The following is a 21,618-nucleotide window of genomic DNA, read 5'->3' on the forward strand; positions in this document are numbered from 1 at the left end:
AAAATTAACCTCCTCCAAGGGAAACTTCCCGTGTAGATTTCCCCATTAGGCGGGCGGTTATGCCGGATACTCTTTGTGTTATAATGACCGTATTGGGAAGCGGAATTAAGGAGGAACGAACAGTTGGCCAAGAAACATGCGGGTAAAAAACAGTTCGCCATTATCGGATTAGGCCGATTCGGTTCGAGCGTGGCTATATATTTAGCGGATTTGGGTTATGAAGTGCTTGCGGTAGACGAAAATGCGCAACGCGTTCAAGACGTCGCCCATGCCGTAACTCATGCCGTAACGGCTGATTCCACCGACGAAGAGGCAATGAGCGCGCTCGGCATCCGTAATTTCGACGTGGTCGTCGTCGCCATTGGACAAGATATCCAGTCGAGTATTTTAACGACCTTGATCTTGAAGGACCTTGGCGTTCCTTATATTATCGTCAAAGCTCAGAATGAGCTGCACGGTAAAGTATTGCACAAAATCGGCGCGGACAAAGTCGTATTCCCCGAACGGGATATGGGTCTTCGCGTTGCTCACCATCTTATATCGCCGAATATACTCGAGCACATCGAGCTATCTGCCGATTACAGCATCGTGGAGATGAAGCTTCCTACCTCGATGATCGGCAAAAACCTTAAGCAGCTCGATATCCGCCTTAAATACAATTGCAACGTTCTCGCGGTCAAAAGAAACGGCGAGATGAACATTACGCCTCGGGCGGATGAACCGTTGGTGCCGGAAGATGTGCTCGTTATCGTCGGCAAGAACGATCAATTGACGAAGCTGGAGCAGGCTTATGCGGAACCTTGACGGCTACATTGGCTCGGCTTCGAACCCGCGGGTCAAAGAGTGGGCAAAGCTGTTAGATCGTAAATATCGGGAACGCGAAGCGAAGTTTCTACTCGAGGGCGTTCATCTCGTTAAGGAAGCGTTGGAAGCAGGCTGGCCGCTCGAGGCTGTGGCCTTTGACGAAGGATCGGGTGTCCTAGGCGAGTTCGAGGCATACATAGACGGCGAACGACAAGGCGGACCGCATTGGATTCCGGTATCGCCTGAGGTTATTATGAAGTGCAGCGAGACGGGAACGCCGCAGCCGATTTTTGCGGTAGCGTTGAAAAGACCGCCGCGGAAAGAATCGCTATTCGGCACGGAGCTTGGATTGGTCGCAGTCCTTGACGGCGTGCAGGACCCCGGCAACGTGGGGACGATCGTGAGAAGCGCGGCGGCCAGCGGAGCGACAGCTGTTGTACTTGGCAAAGGAACGGCTGACTTGTACAATCCGAAGACGATTCGGGCAACGATGGGGGCACTGTTCCGCGTCGACGTGCTTGAAGCGGATTTGAATGAGCTGTTGCCTGAGGCGAAGCGCGAGGGGATTGCCGTTGCGGGAACGAGTTTACAGGCTTCTAAGTCATGCTACGAATACGATTTCCGCCGCAGCGTCTGGTTGGTGTTCGGGAACGAGGGAAGCGGGGTTTCCGCGCAGGTAGATGCCCTGGTTGACGACAACGTCATCATCCCGATGACAGGCCGAGCGGAATCGCTAAATGTCGCGATGGCCGCTACCGTATTGCTCTTTGAGGCTCAGCGGCAAAGGATGGTTTACACAAATAAAACTTCCTGTCCAACCACCTAATTAACTGTCCACACATAATAATAACTGTCCTCCAACTCACCAATGGCTGGAAATTGTACGGGTAATCATCCGACCAAGAAATGGAAGAACCAGAATCCAAGCAATTAACACTTATCTAAAGTCAGTGGAGGATATATTTGAATTTGGTACTAACTGGGACTGCCCCGATCAGTGACCAATTTTGATAAAGGACAGTTCCACTTTTTCCTTGAAAATTTCTCAGCAAGACAATTATTGCGTCTTTGATGTCACGGCTTTAATGTATTTACCTGCTTCAGATTCAATCGCAATAGCTTCATTTTTATCAACATCTTTTATTGACCAGATTTTGGTTCCGATTTTGAAATAATTCGAAAAGTTATCTTGGCTATTATTGTTCTCAGTTGTTGAGTATGTGGCAATTTCACCAATCTCTGCGTCTACATCTACCACAGCATCATTTGTTATCCGATACACGACGTTATTCCATTTTACCAAGGGATAGGGAAAAGATGATTGTGTATTTTTTTGTACGGTTACAGGTTGGTTTGTTGTATGCGTGTTATTAAGACTTTGGTTTGTAGTGATGTTAGCTTTAGAACAAGCACTTAAAACAACAATGGTCAAGACGATTAGCATTATTTTCATTATCCTCACCTCATACCCTTAACGTATTTAAGAAGCCAAATGTTTCGCTTTATCCATTAAATAAGAAATGGATAAGAAGACAGACTTCCAAGTCCAAATTGCAGGTTGGACTTGGAAGTCTGTTTGTCATGTAGTTAATACGATTAAAGTGGATTATTAATACAATCCTAATTTCCCAATTTAATCATCTATTTGAGTTCTTTTTTTGATGAGATATTATTATATTTGTCTTTTTCATTTACATATATGCCGTCATCCTCATTCAGGGGAATATATGTGTTAACGTCAACTTTACGTAAAAACAATACAACTTCCTGGTCTTTCTTTAGGTGGGTGGAATGGCTAGAAAATACCGTATTTACTCCATCTGTACCACCCATTTGCGAAACAATAATATTCGCACCTATTTGGGCTGTATCTCCCTTTATAATTTTTGTTATTGTCAAGTCAACATCCGTTGAATAACTGCTGAAATCTCCTTTCTTAAACTTACTCCCTTTTTCTTTAGAGACAGTCCCTTTGACTACTAGGTCAGCTCCTTTTGTCAATTCTGCTTCATTTGCATAATAAACTGACCAGGAAGCATCAATGTGTACACCATCTGCTTTGGAAGTAGCAGTACCAGTTAAAGTTTTAGCGAAGAGTACCGGATACAACGTGTTAACAGCTCCTAATTAACTGTCCACACATAATAAAAACTGTATTCTAACACACCAGCGGCTGGAAATTGCACGGGTTATCATCCAAGCAATCTCCAGCCTTTATCGTGTCGATCGTCAGGGGAACTCTTCACTTGTTTCCTCGTTATGATTCAAGCAAAACCCAGGCATAGTAAAGCAGGGCAGGGATCAGGAGGGCAAGGCAGGGTACAGGGAAGAAGGGATAGGAAGAGCTTTACCCTATTCCCTCACCCCCGATCTTTCCAGCTCTCAAGGACACTAATTATTATCTCGTTTCGTTCACAATTGCTGCTGTTTCTTTCCAGTTTTGAATCGGTTTTTACCTCTGGTAAGGACAGCAATTATTATCTCGATGATATTCCGATAATTACTCGGGTGCCTTGTGGGATAAAGGATGGGGGAGGATTGGGGGGAGTTTGGGGTAGAGGACAGGATTTTTTATGTTTCTTCAGGATGGTATAGACTAAACTCACCAAGGATTGGAAATTGTTCGGGTAATCATCCGATCGATCTCCAGTCTTTTTTATATATCCCGATATTTCAATTGACACCTTAATTACTTCTATATATATTCAGAATATGGATTATGATTTAATATACTGATTTTATCGTTGTGGAGGAATCGAGATGAGTAAAAGAATTCGGTTAGCGGTTGTAGGCGGGCAAAGAGGAGCTGCATTCGGTAATGCTTTGGAGAGCTTGGCGGATCGAGCGGTATTGACCGCTGTGTGCGATCTAAGTTCGGATGTGCTGAAGGGATGGCAAGAAAAATATCCGGAAATTTCGACATTTACTAGTTACGAGCAATTGCTGGAAAGTCCCCACATCGATGCTGTGTTTCTCGCAACGCCGATGCTAATCCATGCCAGCCAAGCGATCCAAGCGCTAAATGCAGGCAAACACGTTTTAAGCGAAGTTATCGGAACCCATACGATTGAAGACAGCTGGAAGTTGATAGAGGCGGTTAGAGATTCGGGCTTGAAATATATGATGGCAGAAAATTATTGTTATACCCGTGAGAATATGATGATCAAAAACATGGCTCATGCGGCTAAGTTCGGGGAAATTACGTATGCGGAGTGCGGTTACATTCATGATATTAGAAATTTGTTACATTACGGGGACGGAAGCTTGACTTGGCGCGGTCAATATATCCGGGATTATAATGGCAGCACTTATCCTACCCATTCATTAGGGCCGGTGGCGCAATGGCTTGGGATTAATAAAGAAGGGGGAGACGAGTTCGACGAGTTGGTGACGGTCAACTCCAAAAGCCGAGCATCCTCCAAATATTTCTTGGAGCATTTCGGTGCCGAGAACTTAGCCTCCCAACCGAATCATTGGAACCAAGGGGATAGCTCTACTACCCTCATTCGCACCAAAAAGGGAGTTCTCATCTCGCTTAGATTCGATGTCCTGTCCTCACGTCCGCACAACATGGTGCATTATGGATTGCAAGGCACGGAAGGCGCGTATCTTGCACCGCGCTTCGATGGAGAGGATCCTCTCATATGGCTCGAGAAGGATTATAAAGGCGGGTCCCATTATGGAGAAAATGGCCATCATCCGGAATGGCAATCCTTATGGAAATACGAGGACCAATGGGAGCATCCCCATTGGAAACAATGGTCGGAACAAGCGCTGAGTACAGGGCATGGAGGCGGAGATTTCTTCGTTATGCAGGAATTTGTCTCGTCCATTCTGGAAAATAGGAAACCAGCCGTGGATGTATATGACGCAGTAACGTGGAGCTCCGTATTCCCGTTATCCGTACAGTCCGTTGCTGCCGGAAGTACTCCCGTGAAGTTTGTGGATTTTCTGAAAGGTAAATAATAAGTCAAGGCTTAGAATTGTCCTAGTAATCAAGAACCCTTGATTATCAGGACTTTTTTGATTTTTTCTCAGTGTTTAAATTTCATTTACCTTTTTCGTAATCTTGCTATCCTATTCGATTTTCCGTACATAGGGAGGGAGTTGAGGTATATTAGTTGAGAGCGTTATCAAGCGGCGAGGAGTAATAGAGTGGACAAAACGATTAAGGAACAATTATTTGAGTTGGCAGATGAGCAATATCAAAAATTTTCGGCGGCATTGATTCCGAACATCAACAATGTTTTGGGCGTTCGGCTGCCGGAGTTGCGCAAGCTGGCTCAAAAAATCGCAAAGAGCGATTGGCGAACCTATCTTGAACAGGCCGAAAGCGAGTACTTCGAGGAAATTATGTTGCAAGGCATGGTCATCGGCTATGTAAAAACAGATATCGAAGAGATCCTGCGCTATGTCGCACATTTTGTCCCCAAAATTGATAATTGGTCGGTTTGCGATAGCTTTTGTATTGGCTTAAAGTTCACTAAAACGAATATGAAGCAAGTATGGGATTTTTTGCAGCCGTACCTATTGTCCACAAAGGAATACGACATACGTTTCGGCGTGGTCATGCTTCTTGATTTTTATATTGAAGAAGAATACATTAGCCGAGTGTTAGAACTGCTGGACAGTGCCAAGCATGGGGGATATTATGTCAAAATGAGTGTGGCATGGGCGGTATCCATCTGTTGTGTGAAACTTCCTGAGCCTACAATGACATACTTAACAAGCAATTCATTGGACGATTTCACATACAACAAAGCACTGCAAAAAATAACAGAGTCTTTCCGTGTGGATCCGGAAACCAAAAAGTTGATTCGCGGCATGAAACGGAAATAGGAGTAGTGAGCCATTAAGGTTCAAACCCCTTTTGGCTCACATAAATCTGCTCCTCGGAAAAAACCTGTATCAATCGCTCATAGACCTTGCGATAGGCAGCAGGGTGATACCACTCTTCCAATCCAAGCTGCTTGTACAACGCATGGATGCCTAAATTACGCGTTCGTTTTCCGCCGCTGCCGTCCCCCATAAAATAATCATCCAAGCACACGCGATTAACGAGCGACCGTAACCTTTCCGCAAACTCCTCGCTGCTTGGCAGCATAGGTGCAATGGTAGCCTGCGTTGGCACGCCGGCATCAGCCAATAATTGCAGCGTTTTTAATCTGGCGCTAATGGGAGGGGCATTCGGCGAAAAATGTTTACGGATATCCTCCCGATCGGTTTCCACCGTCATACTTACGCGGACCTTATCCCCTAGGCGTAAAAAAAGATCAATATCTCTGCGAACAAGAGGACTTCGGGTCTGCACGAACAAAAAATCGGGTGGATCGCCGGCCATGACCTCTAGCATTGAGCGGGTGATTTGTTCCTTGTACTCAATGGGCTGATAAGGATCTGTGCTCGATGACATGAAGATGGTGACCGGCCCCTTGGTCTTGGCTCTCCGAAGCTCTTTTTGGAAAACAACCGCCGCATCTTTCTTGATATCGACCCACGATCCCCACTCCGCGTCGCGGAAAGTAGAGACCGGCATTTGCCGTACATAGCAGTAAGAACAACCGAATGAACAGCCCGTATAAGGGTTTAGCGAATGACTATATCCTGAGAGAAAACCGGTCCCTTTATTTAAGAGCGTTTTCGGATATTTATACAAGTATTCCGGTTTCATACGATTGTACACCTCTACTTCGCGTCATGAAAAATAATACCCAAACTATATCTTGTCCCCGACTTAATCGTGCTAACGCCGTGCCGAAGCGTAGTTCTATAATAGCCGCCAACGATTGGCTGTTATCGCAAGCTCCGGATATAATCCTTCGCGCAATTGTTGCAGCAAAGACGGAAGGGGAGCGCCGTAATATTTGTACTCCCCGATTCCGAAACGGTATCTGGACATATCAATGGTGCTTCGAAAAAGGTCAGGTACCTCGTAGGTATCGATGATTTCCTTGCACTCCGTTTTATTTAACAAAGCCGGGAGTTTGGCATAACCGTACTCGTCCAGCGATTGATGGAGCGAATTCCAGTCCAGAACGGCTACGCGTTCAGCGAGACGATCAGGCATGCTGTAAACCTCCTTCAGTGAGCATGCAATTCTGCTCTAGCTGCAACGCCTCCACGATCAGTATAACCCCCCAAATGAACGTTTGTACGCAATCTCGAGTGTAAGAGCAAGATAACGAAATTACTCCTGCGGATTGCGAGCTTGCGGCTAATGAGCCCGCCAACGGCGCACAATGATAATGAGGTACTCGAACAACATGTACGAAAATAGGTTTAATTCGCATCACCTGTGTTATTCTTGAAGAGAATGGCCTTTCGAACGGGGCTGCTCATAAGGAACCGAATTTAGGACAAGCCCTATGTCTTTCAGATAAAAAGGGGAAGCGAAATCATGATGGAAAGTTTACTTTTATTAGCGGAAATATTGCTGGTAAACATCGTCTTAAGCGGTGACAATGCGGTCGTCATAGCGATGGCTAGCCGGAACTTACCCGAACACCTGAGGAAACGGGCGATTTGGTGGGGGGCGATGGGAGCGGTCGGGCTCCGGATCGTGCTGTCGGTAGCTGCCGTAGCCCTGCTGGATATCCCGGCCGTCCAGATCGTAGGATCGTTGCTCCTTCTGTATATTGCCGTCCATTTGCTTGTAGATGACGGTGAATCAAAGGAAGTAAATGGCGTTGCTTCGCTGGGGAAGGCGATCGGGATCATTCTTGTGTCCGACTTGGTCATGAGCTTGGATAACGTGCTCGCTATTGCATCCATCGCCAAGAACAATATGTGGCTAATGGTTGCCGGAATCGCACTCAGCATTCCTTTGATTATTTGGGGCAGTCAACTGATACTGAAAGTTCTGAACCGTTTCCCGGCTGTCGTCTGGATAGGCTCGGCTATTCTCGGGTACACGGCGGGCGAGATGCTGGAAGATGTCGAAGGGGTCACGTCTGCTTTTCCGAAGTGGGGTTCGTGGGAGTATGGGTGGATTCCTGTCGCTGCGGTAGTTCTAGTGCTGCTTGCCGGAATCATCTGGCGGAAAATCGTAAACTCAAAATCCGAAAAGGCAGCCTCCAGAGTGCGTATGCAAACAAAAACAAAGGGATAGCGGTAAATGCCGTTACCCCTTTGTTTATTAGTGAAAGTCCTTCCGTTACAACGTGACTGCCTTTACATTCATCAATTCCCCGACCTTCTGGAACAAGGATGCATTGTGTCCGATCGACATCGCGCAGTGATGGGTCGGAGCTTCGGCGAACCAACGGGTCATATAGGCATCCGGATGCTCGCGGAAGCGTACGGGCGTCTGGGTGTTGCCGATTCTCATAATCGGACCGTCCGTTGATTCCCCTTCGCTGCCGATCAGCTTTAGTTTTCCGTCGCCCGTCTGGGTAACGTTCAAAGTCGTGATCGGACCGGTGCGAACTTTCGCTTCCACGGATACGCCGGTACCTTGTTTGCCGTGATACAGTCCCATACCGCGAAGAATCGGTTTGCCTTCCGATATGGCGACGTGGAAAGGTCCGTCATGGCCAAGCAGTACCGTTCCGTCCACGTAATCGACGACGACGATTTCGGAGAAGCTGCCGCCGGTTCCAAGGATATCGCAAATTTTCATTGCGATGGCTGTCTTCAAATCCCCTTCGCCGGAACAAGGGATTCCGCGTGCGGTCAACAGGGAATGCCCAACGATAAAGCCGCCTTGAAGCTTCTCGTATTCTCCGCCCGGAGCTCCATGATAATAATAAGATAAGGCATCTAAATCATATTCCTTCACAAGGCGTTCCTGAGCGGCGGCTACCTTGCAAGACCATTCCAACTGCTCCTCGGAAGGCTTGCGTGCGATCGGGTCGGAAGGAGAATCTCCGCTAATTTGAAACATGCCGTTTACCTCTTCGAGCTTCGTCTTTACATCCTGCGGAGTTACGTCGCGAAGCATGCGGTCCAAATCGCACATTTCGAGCACTTCGATATGAATGCCAGTCTGCGCTTGAAGCATCGTAAAATCGCTGTACATATCGAGCATCCCGCTATACGTGTTGCCGAGGAATCCGAAGCGGCTATGCTGCAACGTTCTAGGCACGGCAGCCGCTCTCGCCCATTCCTCGATTTCTTTCCACGCTCGAACGGCTTCGGCGCGTTCGGCAGTCACTTCGTTCGTCAGCGAGATCGCTGGCGTTACGGACATGCCGAGCAACCCGTTCACGACTCGGAAAGGAATGCCCGCACGGTTAAACGTATTAGCGAACTCAGGAACCGGACAAGCACCGCAATGGGCGAGCCACTCTCCGGTCGTCGAATCCGCATAATTAATCCGCTCAGTGGGCTGCAAATTCAAAAATACGACCGGAGCTTTGCAAATTTGATGAACCGGCAGCACCGTCGAACTCGTGGAATAAGTGGCGGCATGACTGAAAATCAGGTCGACGTTACGCTCATTCAGCCATTCTCCGGCTTTTCTCCCTTCCCCTTCGGTATCTACCAAGCCGTAATTGAAGACATCTCCCCAGCCCGATAATTTCTTTTCGATAAACCTTCCATAGTCGATTAGCCGTTCACGAAGCCCTGGAAACTGATCCCAGTAAGCTCGCAGCCCGACGGAGTACAGACCGATCCGCGGACGTTTGACGGGTTTAATGGGGGATAAATAGGTCATATCGTTCACCTCGTCGTAAGAAAAATAATAGCATTACCAGAATTGTAACCGCTTAAGTTATAATTAACATCGAACAATGTTGGCTGAAAATAATATAATCTTGGGGTGATCATTACACGTTATGTCGACCTATCGCGAAAGAGCTTCACATGCTTGGACGGAGGACTCTATTCGTCTCATTGCGACTCCGTCTTCTTTTGCCAAATCGGCTTTGATGTACGTTCAAGAAGTCGGGCATTTCCGCACGTTATCCCCTTATTTCACCGAACGTGAGCATTTGAATTCCTTTCTGATCGTATATACTCTATCGGGCCTTGGAAATTTGACATACAAAGGAAACGTTTACGAGCTGCGCCCCCGTCAAACGTTCCTCATTGATTGCATGGAATATCAGCATTATGCTACGGCTGCGGATCCGGATCAGCCTTGGGAATTGCTATGGGTGCATTTCAACGGGGAAAGCGTCGCGCCCTATTATTCGGCTTTCGAAACGGCGGGAACCCCGGTCGTAACATTGTCTGTCGACTCGGAGGCGTCGTCAATGCTTCGAGAGCTCATCGTTCTTCAGCAAGAGCGAACGGTCAGAAGTGAGTTGATCGGAAACCGATTAATAATAGGACTGCTGACCGAAGTGCTGTTAGCTGCGCCGGAGCTCAGCATTTCAGTCGCCGATGCACCGGAATATGTTCGTAATTCCATACGGGAAATCGAGCGGCATTATCGGGAGAAGATCACATTGAACCGATTAGCGGGTTTAAGCTCGGTCAATAAATTCCATCTCGCCAAGGAGTTCAAACGGTTCACCGGTTTTTCCCCGAACGAATTTCTCATCAACGTCCGCATGAGCCACGCCAAGGAGCGGTTGAAGTACTCCGATCTCCCCATTGCCGCAATTGCCGCGGAAGTCGGAATCGATAACGTAAGCCATTTTATCCGCCTGTTCAAGGATCGGATAGATGCGACGCCGCTTTCCTTCCGTAAACGGTGGCAGCGTCCGCGTTAATAAGGATATTAGTAAATTCGATGTTTCCATCCATTCAGCTTGGCGATCGCTTCTACGTAATAGTAGTCTCCGTATATAAGGGACACATCGATATTCGTCGTACCGCTTCCCGTGCCATGCAACAGAATAGCTTCATGCTCGGGCTGATCCCATGTCGCGTAATTGTCGGTCAGCGATTTCAGAATCCGCTTCGCGGCTCCGGCATATAGCTGCTTCTCGCCTGCGGGAACCGCATCGGCGAGCTCAAGCAGTCCCGATGCGGCGATTGCTGCCGCAGAGCTGTCCCGGGACATGCCTTCGAGCGACTCAAGCCGGAAATCCCAATACGGCACATGGTCTTCCGGAAGCGCGGCGATAAAGTAGTGGGCAATCCGCTTGGCGGTATTCAGAAACCGGACATCGCCGGTATGGCGGTAAGTATTCGCGAACCCATGCAGCGCCCAGGAATTCCCCCGGCTCCACGTGGAGTCGGGGGCTAAACCTTGTCCGCCGAACGCTTCGATATATTCGCCCGTTTCCGGATCGAACGAAAGAATATGATTGCTGGAGCCATCCTCTCGTATGCCATATTTCATCGTAGTCTCCGCATGCTTGACCGCGATATGTTTGTACCGGGGGTCTTTGGTCACTTCGCTTGCCCAGAACAGGAGCGAGATGTTCATCATGCAGTCGATGATAACCCAGCCGTATTTATCCCCATTCCAAGCGCGGATGAAATTGCCGACTGGATTAAAGCGTGACGCTAGGAAGTTAGCCGCTTCGATTCCCCGGCGGAATCCGTCCTTGTCTCCGGTAATCTTATGTTTGATGACAGCGGTAGACAGAAATTGAAAGCCCACGTCATGGTGAAATTCCTCGGATAGCTTGGGAAACCATTGTGCCAGCGTAATGTCCCAATGCCAAGCCGCTTCCTTGTAATGCTCCTTCCCGGTCATATCGTACATAATCCACAGAATGCCCGGCCAGAATCCGGTCGTCCACCAATCGGTGCCCATATCGTCATATTTTCCGTCCGCTCCCGCGAAATGGGGGGATTTGCTTCCGAGCTGCCGGAGCATGCGATCTACCTTTGTTTCCAGTCTCTTCATTATTTCCGTGCTATAGGCGCTATTCATGGGAAACCTCCTCGTTCGGCGAAGCCGTTTTACTTGTGATTATAACTTTTCATTTGCGCCCAAAGTTGTGATACGATATGTGAAAATGTTGTTATTTTGTCCTGTGCGGAGGAAGCATGAATCGTTTATTCGACCCTGTACTATTTGATGGGAAGCTAATGCTGTGGGATCATAGGGCAAGATCGGATGCCCCGTTCGACGGGTTTTACCATTGGCATAATTGCTTCGAATTCCTTTTCGTCCACGAAGGAGAAGGAACCGTTATCGTTAGCCAACAAGCTCACGAAATTCGGCGCGGCATGTTTTTCATATTCCAGCCGTTTCAGCTGCACAAAGTGTATCCGAGAGCGAGCGCGGAACAGCCGTACATTCGCACGAAGCTGCATTTCAAACCGGACGAAATATCGGACAAACTGGTCTCTTTTCCGCTGCGGCATGGGCTGTTGCTTCAATTGTGGGAAGGCCAGGGTGTAACTCCGGCGTTTGATTTGCTGCGTAATATCACATATATGGAAGAGCTCTGCGAATGGCATGAACGGACCGCCGGGGACGGTGAAGCTCATTCGCAGGAAGAAGACAGGTTGCTGCTCCTGCAAATATTGGGACTCGTTCAGAATGCGCTCAACCAATCGAGTGAGCCTGCCTTGAAAGAAATTCCGCAGAGGCCCTTGCGTTACTCGGAAAAAATCATGAAGTGGATAGAGACGCATTTTGCGGAGGAAGTTTCTTTGGAACGGATCGCGGAGGAGTTGCATCTGTCCAAATTTTACGTGTCCCGGGTTTTTCGACAGGAAACGGGAAGCAGCATTACGGATTACTTGACAGCCCGAAGAATTAAACAGGCAAGCCGCCTCCTTCAGACGACGTTTCTCCCGGTCGAACAGGTCGGAATCGAAGTCGGCTTGCCCGATACGTCCTATTTCGTCCAACTATTCAAGAAAGTCGTCGGCACGACGCCGCTGAAATATCGAAACCAATAACTTCGCATCGAGGGAGAGACAGTGCTTTTTCCTTTTCCATCCGCATAAGCTTGAACCAAGTATCCCGAGGACGACCCCGCCCGGGTCAAAAGTTGACGGTTTCCCGTCCTAGGGAAGGCAAAGCCGTCGTGCTTGGAGGTTAAGCGATGCGGAGAAAATGGGGAAAAGGGTTTAATCTCAATTTGAATTTCCTGCGAAACGGTTCCCTGCCGAAGCCGGTGCCGCGGAAATGGGGGAGAGGGTTCGTTTCCTTTCGCGGCGGATCGCCGTCGCAGCCAGTCCCGCGCAAATGGGGAACTCGCAGGCGCTTTTCAGCGTCTAGCGGTTCCGGTTCCGGCTATTCTACGGTGAAGAAATGGTCCTCGCAGCGCCCGCGCCGGAGGATGAAGCGCAAGCATTTCTGGCTAATTACGATAGTGCTCCTCTTGTTCCTTATTATCCAAGGCACGCTGTTTCTAGATAGAGAGCTTCGGCAGCCGCTTATGTTCCTTGCGAAAATCCGCGTTACCCAGATGGCGACCGAAGCGATCAATACGGCGATAACGGGAGAAATCGCGCAAACCGCAAACACGGATAAGCTCATTCAGTGGAAAACGAATCCAGACGGCAGGGTTACCGGGTTTCTGATCGACTACAAGGAACAAATGGGGCTTACGGCAAAAACGATAGAAGTCGTCAATCGGGTGCTTAAGCAGCATGAGGATGTTCCGGAGCGCATTCCGATCGGCCATGCTTTGAACAGCCCGTTTCTCTCGTCCATCGGGCCGAAAGTATCGGTAACCTTCCATCCTGCAAGCGCGGTAAAGGTCGATGTCGAAACCAAGCAAAGCGAAGCGGGCATCAATATGCTTCTCGTGGAAGTGTATATTCGGATCCGCACGGAAATCGCGGTCATTATCCCGTTCGATCAGACTCCCGAAACGCTGGAGACGAAAATCCCTCTCTCCTATGTGATGGTCGTAGGCGATGTGCCGACTTATTATTACGATAACAAAGGCAACCCGGTCGGCAATGGAGCGGCTCAAGCTCCTTCAATCGCGTTGCCAGGGAAACCGGACTTGCTTCAAACTCCCGAAGAGAGTCAACATTAAGATGATCCCACTCCTTATTCCATTTAGGGGGTGGGATTTTTGTTCGTAATTGTTCGAAAAAGTATGATATAATAAAAATGAACAAAAGAGAACTGGGAGGGAATTATATTGGAAATCCGCCATTCAACGAATCCGGCCGATGCCAAGCACTACGACACCGCAAGGCTGCGCCGGCAATATTTAATCGAAAGCTTGTTCCAATCCGATAAAATAACGATGGTTTATGCCCACGATGATCGATTGGTCATAGGCGGCGGTTTGCCGGTCAAGGAAACTTTAAAGCTGGAAGCAGCGGATGTGTTAAAAACGGACTATTTTCTGGAACGCAGGGAAATCGGCTTCATCAATATCGGCGGCGAAGCCATCATCGACGTGGATGGCGAACGTTATACGTTAGGCAGGTTGGATACTCTGTACGTGGGCAAAGGCGCTCAGGACGTTAAGCTCTCGAGCAGCAACGCTGAACAACCTGCTAAAATTTATTTTACGTCAGCACTGGCGCATGCGACCTACCCGACGCGGAAAGTGTCCGTGCAAGAAGCGAACACGCTTGAGCTCGGCTCATTGGAATCGTCCAACGCGCGGACTATTCATCAAATCATTCACGCAGGCGGAGTTCAAAGCTGTCAGCTCATGTTGGGCGTTACGCTGTTCAAGCCGGGCAGCGTCTGGAATACGATGCCGGCCCATCTCCATGACCGTCGGATGGAAGCATACCTTTACTTCGACATGAACGAGAGCGCCAGAGTATTTCATTTTATGGGAGAGCCGAACGAGACCCGCCATTTGGTCGTGGCCAACGAACAAGCGGTGATCTCGCCAAGCTGGTCGATCCATTCCGGGGCGGGAACGAGCAGTTATGCATTCATCTGGGCGATGGCCGGGGAAAATTATACGTTCAAAGATATGGATGTCGTCGCTATGGATGAGTTAAAGTAGAAGCAACTGAATTCGGGAGGAACACCCATCATGCTTGCCGTCACACGTCATCAATCCATCCTGGATCTACTACAAGCGCAAGGGTCTGTTCAGGTTTCCGAACTGAGCGAACGGCTTGGAGTGACTTCCAAGACGATTCGCGAGGATTTGGAGAAGCTGGAGGAAAAAGGACTGCTCAGAAGAATTCATGGAGGCGCCGTCGGCCAAAACGATCAAGCGGACCCCTTGCTTCCCTTGCAGATTCCCAATACGAAGCATTCGAAGGAAAAAGCAGCGATCGCGATTCATGCCCTTCGTTATATCAAGCAAGATGACGTTATCGCGCTCGATGCGGGAAGCACGACGCTTGAGATTGCCAGGCAGCTTCCTAATATGCCGCTTACCGTATTGACCAACGATCTGCTTATCATTCGCGAATTGATGGCGAAAGATCAGGTACGCCTTGTGGTGCCGGGCGGTTACCGTCATAACAACGTGCTGGTCGGCAACGACGCATTAGATTGGGTGACGAGATTAAACGTTCAGAAGTTGTTTCTTTCCGCGACGGGCGTTCATGACAAATTCGGGCTTTCGGTTTTTACAAGCGAGCTGCTCGATCTAAAAAAAGCTTATTTGGCGGGGGCTAAAGAAATATACGGCGTGGCCGATCATACCAAATTTGACCGCGCCGCTCTTCTCACGTTCGCCAATCTGCAAGATATACACGTCCTCATCACGGACGATGGTCTAGAAGATGAGATATTCCACCGTTACGAAGGAGGTTCGTTGAAAATTGAAAGAGCATCCACGGAATCGATTTGATTTAACGGGCAAAACGGCAATCGTCACCGGAGCGGGACGGGGGTTAGGCCAAGCGTTCGCGGCAGGTTTAGCGGAGGCGGGAGCGAACATCGTGCTCGTGACGAACCGGACTTCCGCTGTAGAAACGAAGGCTATGGTCGAAGCGTTTGGCAGAAAAGCGCACATCGTGCAAGTGGACGTAGCCGATCGCAGCAAGCTGCCATCCATTATCGACGAAGCGGTCGAGACGTTCGGCGGTCTTGATATTCTCGTTAACAATGCCGGCATTATCCGTCGCGCTCCTGCCGCGGAGCATGCTTACTCCGATTGGCAGGAAGTGCTGGACGTTAACTTGAACTCCGTCTTCGTTTTGTGCCAGACGGCCGGCAAGCTGATGATTGAACAGGGCAGCGGCAAAATCATTAATATCGCATCCGTGCTTTCTTTTCAAGGCGGAATCAACGTTCCGGGGTATACGGCAAGCAAACATGCCATGGCTGGTTTAACCAAAGCGCTTGCCAACGAGTGGGCTTCCAAAGGCGTACAGGTTAATGCCATCGCACCCGGATACATGTCAACAGACAACACCGAAGCGCTGCGCAATGATCCCGTCAGAAACCGCCAAATCCTCGATCGTATTCCCGCAGGCCGCTGGGGAACGGATGCGGATCTGATCGGCCCCGCTATATTTTTAGCTTCCGGAGCATCCGATTACATGAACGGACATATCCTCTGCGTAGACGGCGGCTGGATGAACCGCTAGACGCCCGCTGACTAACGGTGGACGCGAAGCGCTTTGCGTTCATCGCGTTCCCAACGCCGCAACATCGGATACGGGTCGAATGCCCACTCTACCAAGCCTCTGTCCCGGTAAACGCCATAATGCAGGTGCGGCGGAAATTTTCCTTGCGTCCCGGGGCGACCGTATCCCGAGCTGCCCACCCACCCGATAATTTGACCCGGCCGGACAATGTCTCCGGCCTTTAGCTTCTTATCGTAGCCCGATAAATGCGCGTAATAATGATACAGGTTGTTGAGATCCCTAATCCCCATTCTCCACCCACCGAAGGCGTTCCATCCCTTTACTTCGATGATGCCGTAACAGGTGCTGCGAACGGGTACCCCGCTGCGCGCGAAAATGTCCGTTCCTTCGTGGATCCGGTACCCGCCCCAGCTTCGATTGTTCCCCCAAGTGCTGCGAAAGGAATAGACGCTTCCAAGCGGCAGGGGAAAAGCATGCTCGGACAAGTCCAAGCGATCGAAAGTTCTGTACAACTTAGCGAACTGCATGACTCGTTGAACGGCCCGGGTATTATGGTAATATTCCCACAGCCCGATACTGAAATCCTCTTCCGTGCTCCCATGCTGCAATGCCTGAGCCGCTACCGAATAGAGCAAGTCTTCGTCTTTGCCGCGGTCCGCGATTCCGTCCCCCGAGCCGTCTCTGCCGACTCCGTGGAAAAATCGGATGGAAGCGGGATCGGTATCGCTTTTCTCTGGATTAAGCGCGCCGCTCCAAACCGTATCCGTAATGAAAATTCCCGTTAACGCATCTTTGCGTATAGGCCTTGACTTAGGGTGAGCATGCGATAGCGTGCGTTCATACTGATCGATGGCCGCTATAAGCTGCCATTCGATCCCTGTCTTGAGGCTGATGGCCTCATAAAGCTGACGGCGTTGCAAGCTCGAGTTCGGTTCGGAGGCGATTTCCGAACCATGAGCAGTCGAGTCGAATCCGCCCATGCATAGCAGGAATAGGGATGCTGCTGTGGACCATAATAATAGGACCTTCATGCTTCCGCAGCTTCTTCGCCAATTTTGCGGCAACGTTACTCCTCCTTGTTGTCTACATGTAGAAGTAGGGTTTACAGATCATTGGTTTTTATCCGAATCGTGCTATAATAAGGGGGACAGAAAGAGAGGAATTAAGATGACGACAAACGCCAAACCACGCAAGCCCGATTGGCTGAAGATAAAGCTGACAACTGGCGAGCCCTATCAAGAGCTTAAACAAGTGATGCGGAGCAAGACGCTTCATACCGTTTGCGAAGAAGCGCGCTGTCCGAATATATATGAATGCTGGGCTAATCGTACGGCAACCTTTATGATTTTAGGCGATATTTGTACCCGGGCTTGCCGTTTCTGCGCCGTGAAGACGGGCTTGCCGACCGAGCTCGATTTGCAAGAGCCGGAGAGGGTGGCGGAAGCCGCCGAGCAGATGAGTTTAAAGCATTGCGTCGTAACTTCCGTAGCAAGGGACGACTTGCAGGATGGAGGTTCCTCCATCTTCGCCGCCACCGTCAAGGAGATTCGCAAGAAACTTCCGTTCTGCAGCGTTGAGGTGCTTATACCCGATTTCCTGGGCAACAGGGATTCCCTGCAGATCGTAATGAATGCTAAACCCGACATCCTTAATCACAATATCGAAACCGTTGAACGGCTCTCGGATCGTGTACGAGCCAAAGCGAAGTACAGACGTTCGCTTGAACTAATCAGACAAGCCAAAGAAATGAACCCCGACATTCCAACCAAATCGAGCATCATGCTCGGACTAGGCGAAACGTTCGAAGAAATCCTGCAGGCCATGGACGACCTTCGTGCGGTTGACTGCAACATTCTTACTTTAGGACAGTACTTACAGCCTTCGGATTCGCATTTAGAAGTCGTGAGATACGTTCACCCGGACGAATTCGCGGCATTGAAAATAGAAGGGTTAAACCGTGGATTTTCCCATGTGGAATCCGCGCCTTTCGTTCGCAGCTCTTATCATGCGCATGAGCAAGTAAAATCCGCGGAAGCAAGGACGACGAGTCTTCGGGAGGAGATCCTATCATGATTTTCATGGCTGGAGGCAACGCATACACGCTTATGCACGAACATAAAAGCGGATGGAATCCGGAAGCATTCCGCGAAAGATACAGCGATGTACTAGAGCGTTTCGACTATATCGTCGGGGACTGGGGTTACAACCAGCTTCGCCTCCGGGGCTTTTATCGGGACGGGCATCCTCGGGCCACCAAGGAAAGCGCGATTTCCAGCTTCGTCGATTATATTAATGAATATTGCAACTTCGGATGCGCTCACTTCGTTCTGACGAAAATGGATAGCAACGCGTTGCCGCCCGAATCGGAAATTTCCAAAGAGGAATCGCCTGAAGCTATTCTAGCTATGAATGAAACGGGGGAGCAGGTTGCCGAGACTGCCGCCGCCTTTAGCGGTCCGATTATGCGCTGGCCGCTTAAAGAGCGTGCAGGCGGTCCTGTCCGGGCTCCGAATGTAACCATATCGGCCGTTGCTAGGGCAGCGGCCGATGCCGAACGCCGCAACGCGAGCGCTATCGCAGGCTCGAACGTTTCCTCCGGTTCTGCTGTGCAGAACCGGGGAAGTCAATCCAGGCCGGGCCAGGATAGCGGAAACAGCTCCCGTCAAGGACGTTCTTATAACGTGCCGTCTAGCGGCGATCGTCGTCCGCAGCCGCAAGGTCAAGGCGGCAGCCAATCGATTAACAAACAGTCTTATCCCCCTAGAGGACCCCGTCCGCAAGGGAATGATCCGGCAAATAGAGCAGCTGAAGATACCCGCAACTCGGATGCGGGCAACGGTCGTCACGATCCGGCAAGGAACGATAGCCGTTGGCCAGGTAAAAATCGCCGTCGCAAAACGTTCGGAGGAAAACCGAATCATCGCCCTGACGGGGCGCCTAGACCGGATGTCGGTAACCCCCGTTCCGGAGAATAGGTTTATAAATAAGAAATGGGCTCTCCCTGCAGGGGAAAGCCCATTTCTTATTTATTTTTGTCCGAGCCGATGAAGGCTTCTCTTACGCGATTCCAGAAAGGGAAGGGACGATACCGGGCGAACGTAACTTTATTTTCCGCAACTCGGCAAGTAATCGATTTAACTCCAGACATCTGCATGAGCTGATGATCGATGCCGATGAACAACTCTTCGTCCGGTTCGGGGATAATATCGCAATGATGATGCTTCGGCAGAATGACCGAAGAGCCTAGCGTACGGTATACCCGGTTGTTAATGGAAGCCATTTCCGCAATTTGCAAAGCTTCCAGGGATGGATGAATAACGGCGCCTCCAAGGCTTTTGTTATAGCCGGTACTTCCCGTAGGAGTGGAGATGACGATGCCGTCGCCGCGAAACATCTCGAAGGGCTCGTCGTTAATCTGAAGCGCGGCAACCAATGTGCCGTCGATGCTTTTTAGAGTGAACTCGTTAAGCGCCAGAAATTCGGAACTACCCTCAGAGGTCGTTATTTCTACATGCAATAAAGGATATTGAACTTTGCGCGGCTGGGAGGACACCATTAAATCGAGCAATTCGGACAGCTCGTCCTTCTTCCAATCGGCATAAAAGCCGAGATGGCCGGTATGTATGCCGATAAAAGCGACATGTTCCAGTTGGTTCTTGAATCGATGGAAAGCCTGCAGAAGAGTGCCGTCCCCGCCGATCGAGAAGACGATATCCGGCGATATTTCATTTTCCGTGAACCCCCGCGCTTTCGCTAAACCATGAAATTCCTCCGATAATGCCCGGGATAATCGGTCTCCCCGGTCAAGCAATGCGTATTTCAAACCTGGCCGCTCCTTCCGACTAAACCCTAATACTAACAACTGATTCGATCATAAACAATAACGGTAGGGAATTCAATCCTACACTTCCCGGCCTCGTCGCATCTTGGCGATACCTAGGGCTAATGCTCCGGCCGCAACGATAACCGCAATGACGGTTAAGACGACAAGCGGAAGCCAGGCGACCGTGGGGATAAGCGTCCGATGAAAAGGCGGAATGGCTTGCGCCCACACAGGTAAACTCATGGTTTCTTTTTGCATGAACAGGGGCCAAACCAAATAAACGAGCAGCATAGCGAGCAATCCATGTATGAAACGGGCTCGGGCGAAAGGGATATACCGCCAATCCGTTCGGCTCATCAATCCGGCGACCTGGGCATGTACGGACAAACCTCCCCAAGAGAGGACGAATGCGGCAGCGGCTGCCCGATCGACCAAAGGGATTGCGGTGTCGGCCGCCGAAGACTTGGCTCCAAGCGTTACTTCGAAGGTCCCTTTTACAAAAGAAGAAGCTAAACCCGGATATAACCCGAACTCATGGAGCAGCCTTGCCGTCAAATCGCGAAAAAACATAAGAAACCCGCTGTGCACGAGAAGCTCCAAAGCCGCGGAGAAAAAAACGACCAATCCGCCGACGATCATCATTAAAGTCAAAGAGGATTGCAGCGATTGCTGCAGCAAGATACCGAAAGGCCTTCCGTCAGCCAGACGTGCGCGGTGCATCGCGGATAATGCTGCCCCGATTCTGCTGCCTTTAATAGGGTGTACCGTTTCTAAGAAAGACGAATGGCCTTGTTTCCGAAAATGCGAGAAAACCCCCAGCAAAAGCGCACCCCCATAGTGAGCGACTGCCAGCGCCGGAGCTGCTTCCAAGCTTCCGAAGAAACCGATGCACACGGCGCCTATCAGGAAAATAGGATCTGAAGTCGTCGTCATAGCTACTAGTCGCTCACCTTGATTCCGCGTGACCAGCTTCTGCTCCATCAAGCGAGAAGTTAGGCGTGCGCCTACCGGGTACCCTGAGGCAAAACCCATTGCGACGACGAAGCCTCCTACACCCGGAAGACGGAACAGCGGGCGCATGAAGGGATCAAGCAATGTGCCCGCCAAGTGGACGATGCCAAACCCGAGAAGCAATTCGGACAGAACGAAAAAAGGAAACAGAGCAGGGAATAATACTTCCCACCAAACCGAGACGCCCCTAAGCGAAGCTTCCATTGCGACTTGCGGGCTGATGATTGCCAAACACCCAATAAATAACGAAATTCCGCCTAGGGTGAACACGCTTGCCAGCGTATACCAGCGGGACGATTGTTCCTTGTTTTCTTGCTCCTTGCGCACTTAAATTCCTCCCATGCAATAAAGCCTCTTGTCCCAATATATGTAACGAATCGGGAAATCTTGACGTTCCTCGAAAAAGGATGAAGAATTAATGTAACCGTTTGCAAAAATGTCGTGAACAACTGCTGCGACTATGATACAATGGAACTAGGAAAGCAGGAGTTATCCACGGAAGTCAAATTCATCGAAGCCGGGGTGATGAGCATGGCTGGTATCGTTGCAGGATTGCTTGTATGCATTTTCGTATATGTCATTCGGGAGTCTTTGCTTAGCCCTGAAGAAGAAATGTAAGCCAATATTCCTATTTGTCGGCGGATTGCCGGTTT

22 protein-coding genes and 1 pseudogene are annotated in these 21,618 nt (G+C 49.7%); 14 read left to right on the top strand and 9 right to left on the bottom strand.

Going from position 1 to position 21,618, the window contains the following annotated elements; translation table 11 throughout:
- The first annotated feature begins 123 nt into the window (after positions 1-123).
- Positions 124-804: a potassium channel family protein gene (locus K7P76_RS18990; RefSeq protein ID WP_232186879.1), complete on the top strand. Its 681-nt coding sequence runs from the start codon at positions 124-126 to the stop codon at positions 802-804.
- On the top strand, positions 791-1,630 hold the full coding sequence (locus tag K7P76_RS18995) for a TrmH family RNA methyltransferase (protein WP_232186880.1): 840 nt from the start codon (positions 791-793) through the stop codon (positions 1,628-1,630). The genes K7P76_RS18990 and K7P76_RS18995 overlap by 14 nt, the downstream gene beginning before the upstream one ends.
- A 231-nt stretch (positions 1,631-1,861) precedes the next feature.
- Here the strand turns inward: K7P76_RS18995 and K7P76_RS19000 are convergent, their stop codons facing one another.
- Together K7P76_RS19000 and K7P76_RS19005 are read right to left on the bottom strand one after the other, a co-directional pair.
- On the bottom strand, positions 1,862-2,257 hold the full coding sequence (locus K7P76_RS19000; protein WP_232186881.1) for a hypothetical protein: 396 nt from the start codon (positions 2,255-2,257) through the stop codon (positions 1,862-1,864).
- Positions 2,258-2,445: 188 nt separating this feature from the next.
- A complete protein-coding gene (locus K7P76_RS19005; RefSeq protein ID WP_232186882.1) occupies positions 2,446-2,913 on the bottom strand; it encodes a hypothetical protein in 468 nt (155 codons plus the stop codon).
- Between the two features lie 651 nt (positions 2,914-3,564).
- Here K7P76_RS19005 and K7P76_RS19010 point away from each other — a divergent pair.
- Together K7P76_RS19010 and K7P76_RS19015 are read left to right on the top strand one after the other, a co-directional pair.
- Entirely contained in the window at positions 3,565-4,770 is a 1,206-nt protein-coding gene (locus K7P76_RS19010; RefSeq protein WP_232186883.1) for a Gfo/Idh/MocA family protein, read from the top strand.
- 189 nt (positions 4,771-4,959) lie between these two features.
- Positions 4,960-5,643: a DNA alkylation repair protein gene (locus K7P76_RS19015; protein WP_232186884.1), complete on the top strand. Its 684-nt coding sequence runs from the start codon at positions 4,960-4,962 to the stop codon at positions 5,641-5,643.
- A gap of 13 nt (positions 5,644-5,656) precedes the next feature.
- Here K7P76_RS19015 and K7P76_RS19020 read toward each other — a convergent pair whose 3' ends face one another.
- Positions 5,657-6,475 (bottom strand): SPL family radical SAM protein, encoded by an 819-nt coding sequence (locus tag K7P76_RS19020; RefSeq protein ID WP_232186885.1) that lies wholly within the window; start codon positions 6,473-6,475, stop codon positions 5,657-5,659.
- A gap of 14 nt (positions 6,476-6,489) precedes the next feature.
- Positions 6,490-6,871, bottom strand: a pseudogene (locus K7P76_RS19025) (2OG-Fe(II) oxygenase).
- Positions 6,872-7,201: 330 nt separating this feature from the next.
- On the opposite strand from K7P76_RS19025, the gene K7P76_RS19030 reads away from it, so the two are divergent.
- A complete protein-coding gene (locus tag K7P76_RS19030) occupies positions 7,202-7,912 on the top strand; it encodes a TerC family protein (protein WP_232186886.1) in 711 nt (236 codons plus the stop codon).
- Between the two features lie 45 nt (positions 7,913-7,957).
- Here the strand turns inward: K7P76_RS19030 and K7P76_RS19035 are convergent, their stop codons facing one another.
- Entirely contained in the window at positions 7,958-9,460 is a 1,503-nt protein-coding gene (locus K7P76_RS19035; protein ID WP_232186887.1) for an L-fucose/L-arabinose isomerase family protein, read from the bottom strand.
- 121 nt (positions 9,461-9,581) lie between these two features.
- On the opposite strand from K7P76_RS19035, the gene K7P76_RS19040 reads away from it, so the two are divergent.
- Positions 9,582-10,463 (top strand): helix-turn-helix transcriptional regulator, encoded by an 882-nt coding sequence (locus K7P76_RS19040; protein WP_232186888.1) that lies wholly within the window; start codon positions 9,582-9,584, stop codon positions 10,461-10,463.
- Between the two features lie 8 nt (positions 10,464-10,471).
- Here K7P76_RS19040 and K7P76_RS19045 read toward each other — a convergent pair whose 3' ends face one another.
- On the bottom strand, positions 10,472-11,578 hold the full coding sequence (locus K7P76_RS19045) for a glycoside hydrolase family 88 protein (protein WP_232186889.1): 1,107 nt from the start codon (positions 11,576-11,578) through the stop codon (positions 10,472-10,474).
- Between the two features lie 116 nt (positions 11,579-11,694).
- Between K7P76_RS19045 and K7P76_RS19050 the strand changes: the two genes are divergently transcribed.
- The 5 genes from K7P76_RS19050 (at position 11,695) to kduD (ending at position 16,131) form a co-directional block, all read left to right on the top strand.
- Positions 11,695-12,558 (top strand): AraC family transcriptional regulator, encoded by an 864-nt coding sequence (locus K7P76_RS19050; RefSeq protein WP_232186890.1) that lies wholly within the window; start codon positions 11,695-11,697, stop codon positions 12,556-12,558.
- 146 nt (positions 12,559-12,704) lie between these two features.
- Positions 12,705-13,649: a sporulation protein YunB gene (gene yunB / locus K7P76_RS19055; protein WP_232186891.1), complete on the top strand. Its 945-nt coding sequence runs from the start codon at positions 12,705-12,707 to the stop codon at positions 13,647-13,649.
- A 108-nt stretch (positions 13,650-13,757) separates the two neighbouring features.
- A complete protein-coding gene (gene kduI / locus K7P76_RS19060) occupies positions 13,758-14,588 on the top strand; it encodes a 5-dehydro-4-deoxy-D-glucuronate isomerase (protein WP_232186892.1) in 831 nt (276 codons plus the stop codon).
- Between the two features lie 30 nt (positions 14,589-14,618).
- Positions 14,619-15,389: a DeoR/GlpR family DNA-binding transcription regulator gene (locus K7P76_RS19065; protein ID WP_232186893.1), complete on the top strand. Its 771-nt coding sequence runs from the start codon at positions 14,619-14,621 to the stop codon at positions 15,387-15,389.
- Positions 15,361-16,131, top strand: coding sequence for a 2-dehydro-3-deoxy-D-gluconate 5-dehydrogenase KduD (gene kduD / locus K7P76_RS19070; protein ID WP_232186894.1), 771 nt, complete (start codon positions 15,361-15,363; stop codon positions 16,129-16,131). The genes K7P76_RS19065 and kduD overlap by 29 nt, the downstream gene beginning before the upstream one ends.
- A gap of 11 nt (positions 16,132-16,142) precedes the next feature.
- Here kduD and K7P76_RS19075 read toward each other — a convergent pair whose 3' ends face one another.
- Positions 16,143-17,111: a M23 family metallopeptidase gene (locus K7P76_RS19075; RefSeq protein WP_373692436.1), complete on the bottom strand. Its 969-nt coding sequence runs from the start codon at positions 17,109-17,111 to the stop codon at positions 16,143-16,145.
- Positions 17,112-17,160: 49 nt separating this feature from the next.
- On the opposite strand from K7P76_RS19075, the gene lipA reads away from it, so the two are divergent.
- A complete protein-coding gene (gene lipA / locus K7P76_RS19080; protein WP_373692437.1) occupies positions 17,161-18,204 on the top strand; it encodes a lipoyl synthase in 1,044 nt (347 codons plus the stop codon).
- The gene (locus K7P76_RS19085) at positions 18,201-19,106 is read left to right on the top strand and encodes a YutD family protein (RefSeq protein WP_232186896.1); all 906 of its coding nucleotides are present in this window, start codon (positions 18,201-18,203) and stop codon (positions 19,104-19,106) included. Before lipA ends, K7P76_RS19085 begins: the two co-directional genes overlap by 4 nt.
- Before the next feature lie 47 nt (positions 19,107-19,153).
- On the opposite strand, the gene K7P76_RS19090 is transcribed toward K7P76_RS19085, so the two are convergent.
- Positions 19,154-19,954, bottom strand: a complete 801-nt coding sequence (locus tag K7P76_RS19090; protein ID WP_232186897.1) for an NAD kinase — start codon at positions 19,952-19,954, stop codon at positions 19,154-19,156.
- A 78-nt stretch (positions 19,955-20,032) separates the two neighbouring features.
- Positions 20,033-21,292 (bottom strand): nucleoside recognition domain-containing protein, encoded by a 1,260-nt coding sequence (locus K7P76_RS19095; RefSeq protein WP_232186898.1) that lies wholly within the window; start codon positions 21,290-21,292, stop codon positions 20,033-20,035.
- Positions 21,293-21,433: 141 nt separating this feature from the next.
- Between K7P76_RS19095 and K7P76_RS19100 the strand changes: the two genes are divergently transcribed.
- A complete protein-coding gene (locus K7P76_RS19100) occupies positions 21,434-21,583 on the top strand; it encodes a hypothetical protein (protein ID WP_232186899.1) in 150 nt (49 codons plus the stop codon).
- The last annotated feature ends 35 nt before the right edge of the window (positions 21,584-21,618 follow it).

It is taken from the genome of Cohnella silvisoli (genome assembly GCF_021190915.1).
Lineage (GTDB): Bacteria > Bacillota > Bacilli > Paenibacillales > Paenibacillaceae > Cohnella > Cohnella silvisoli.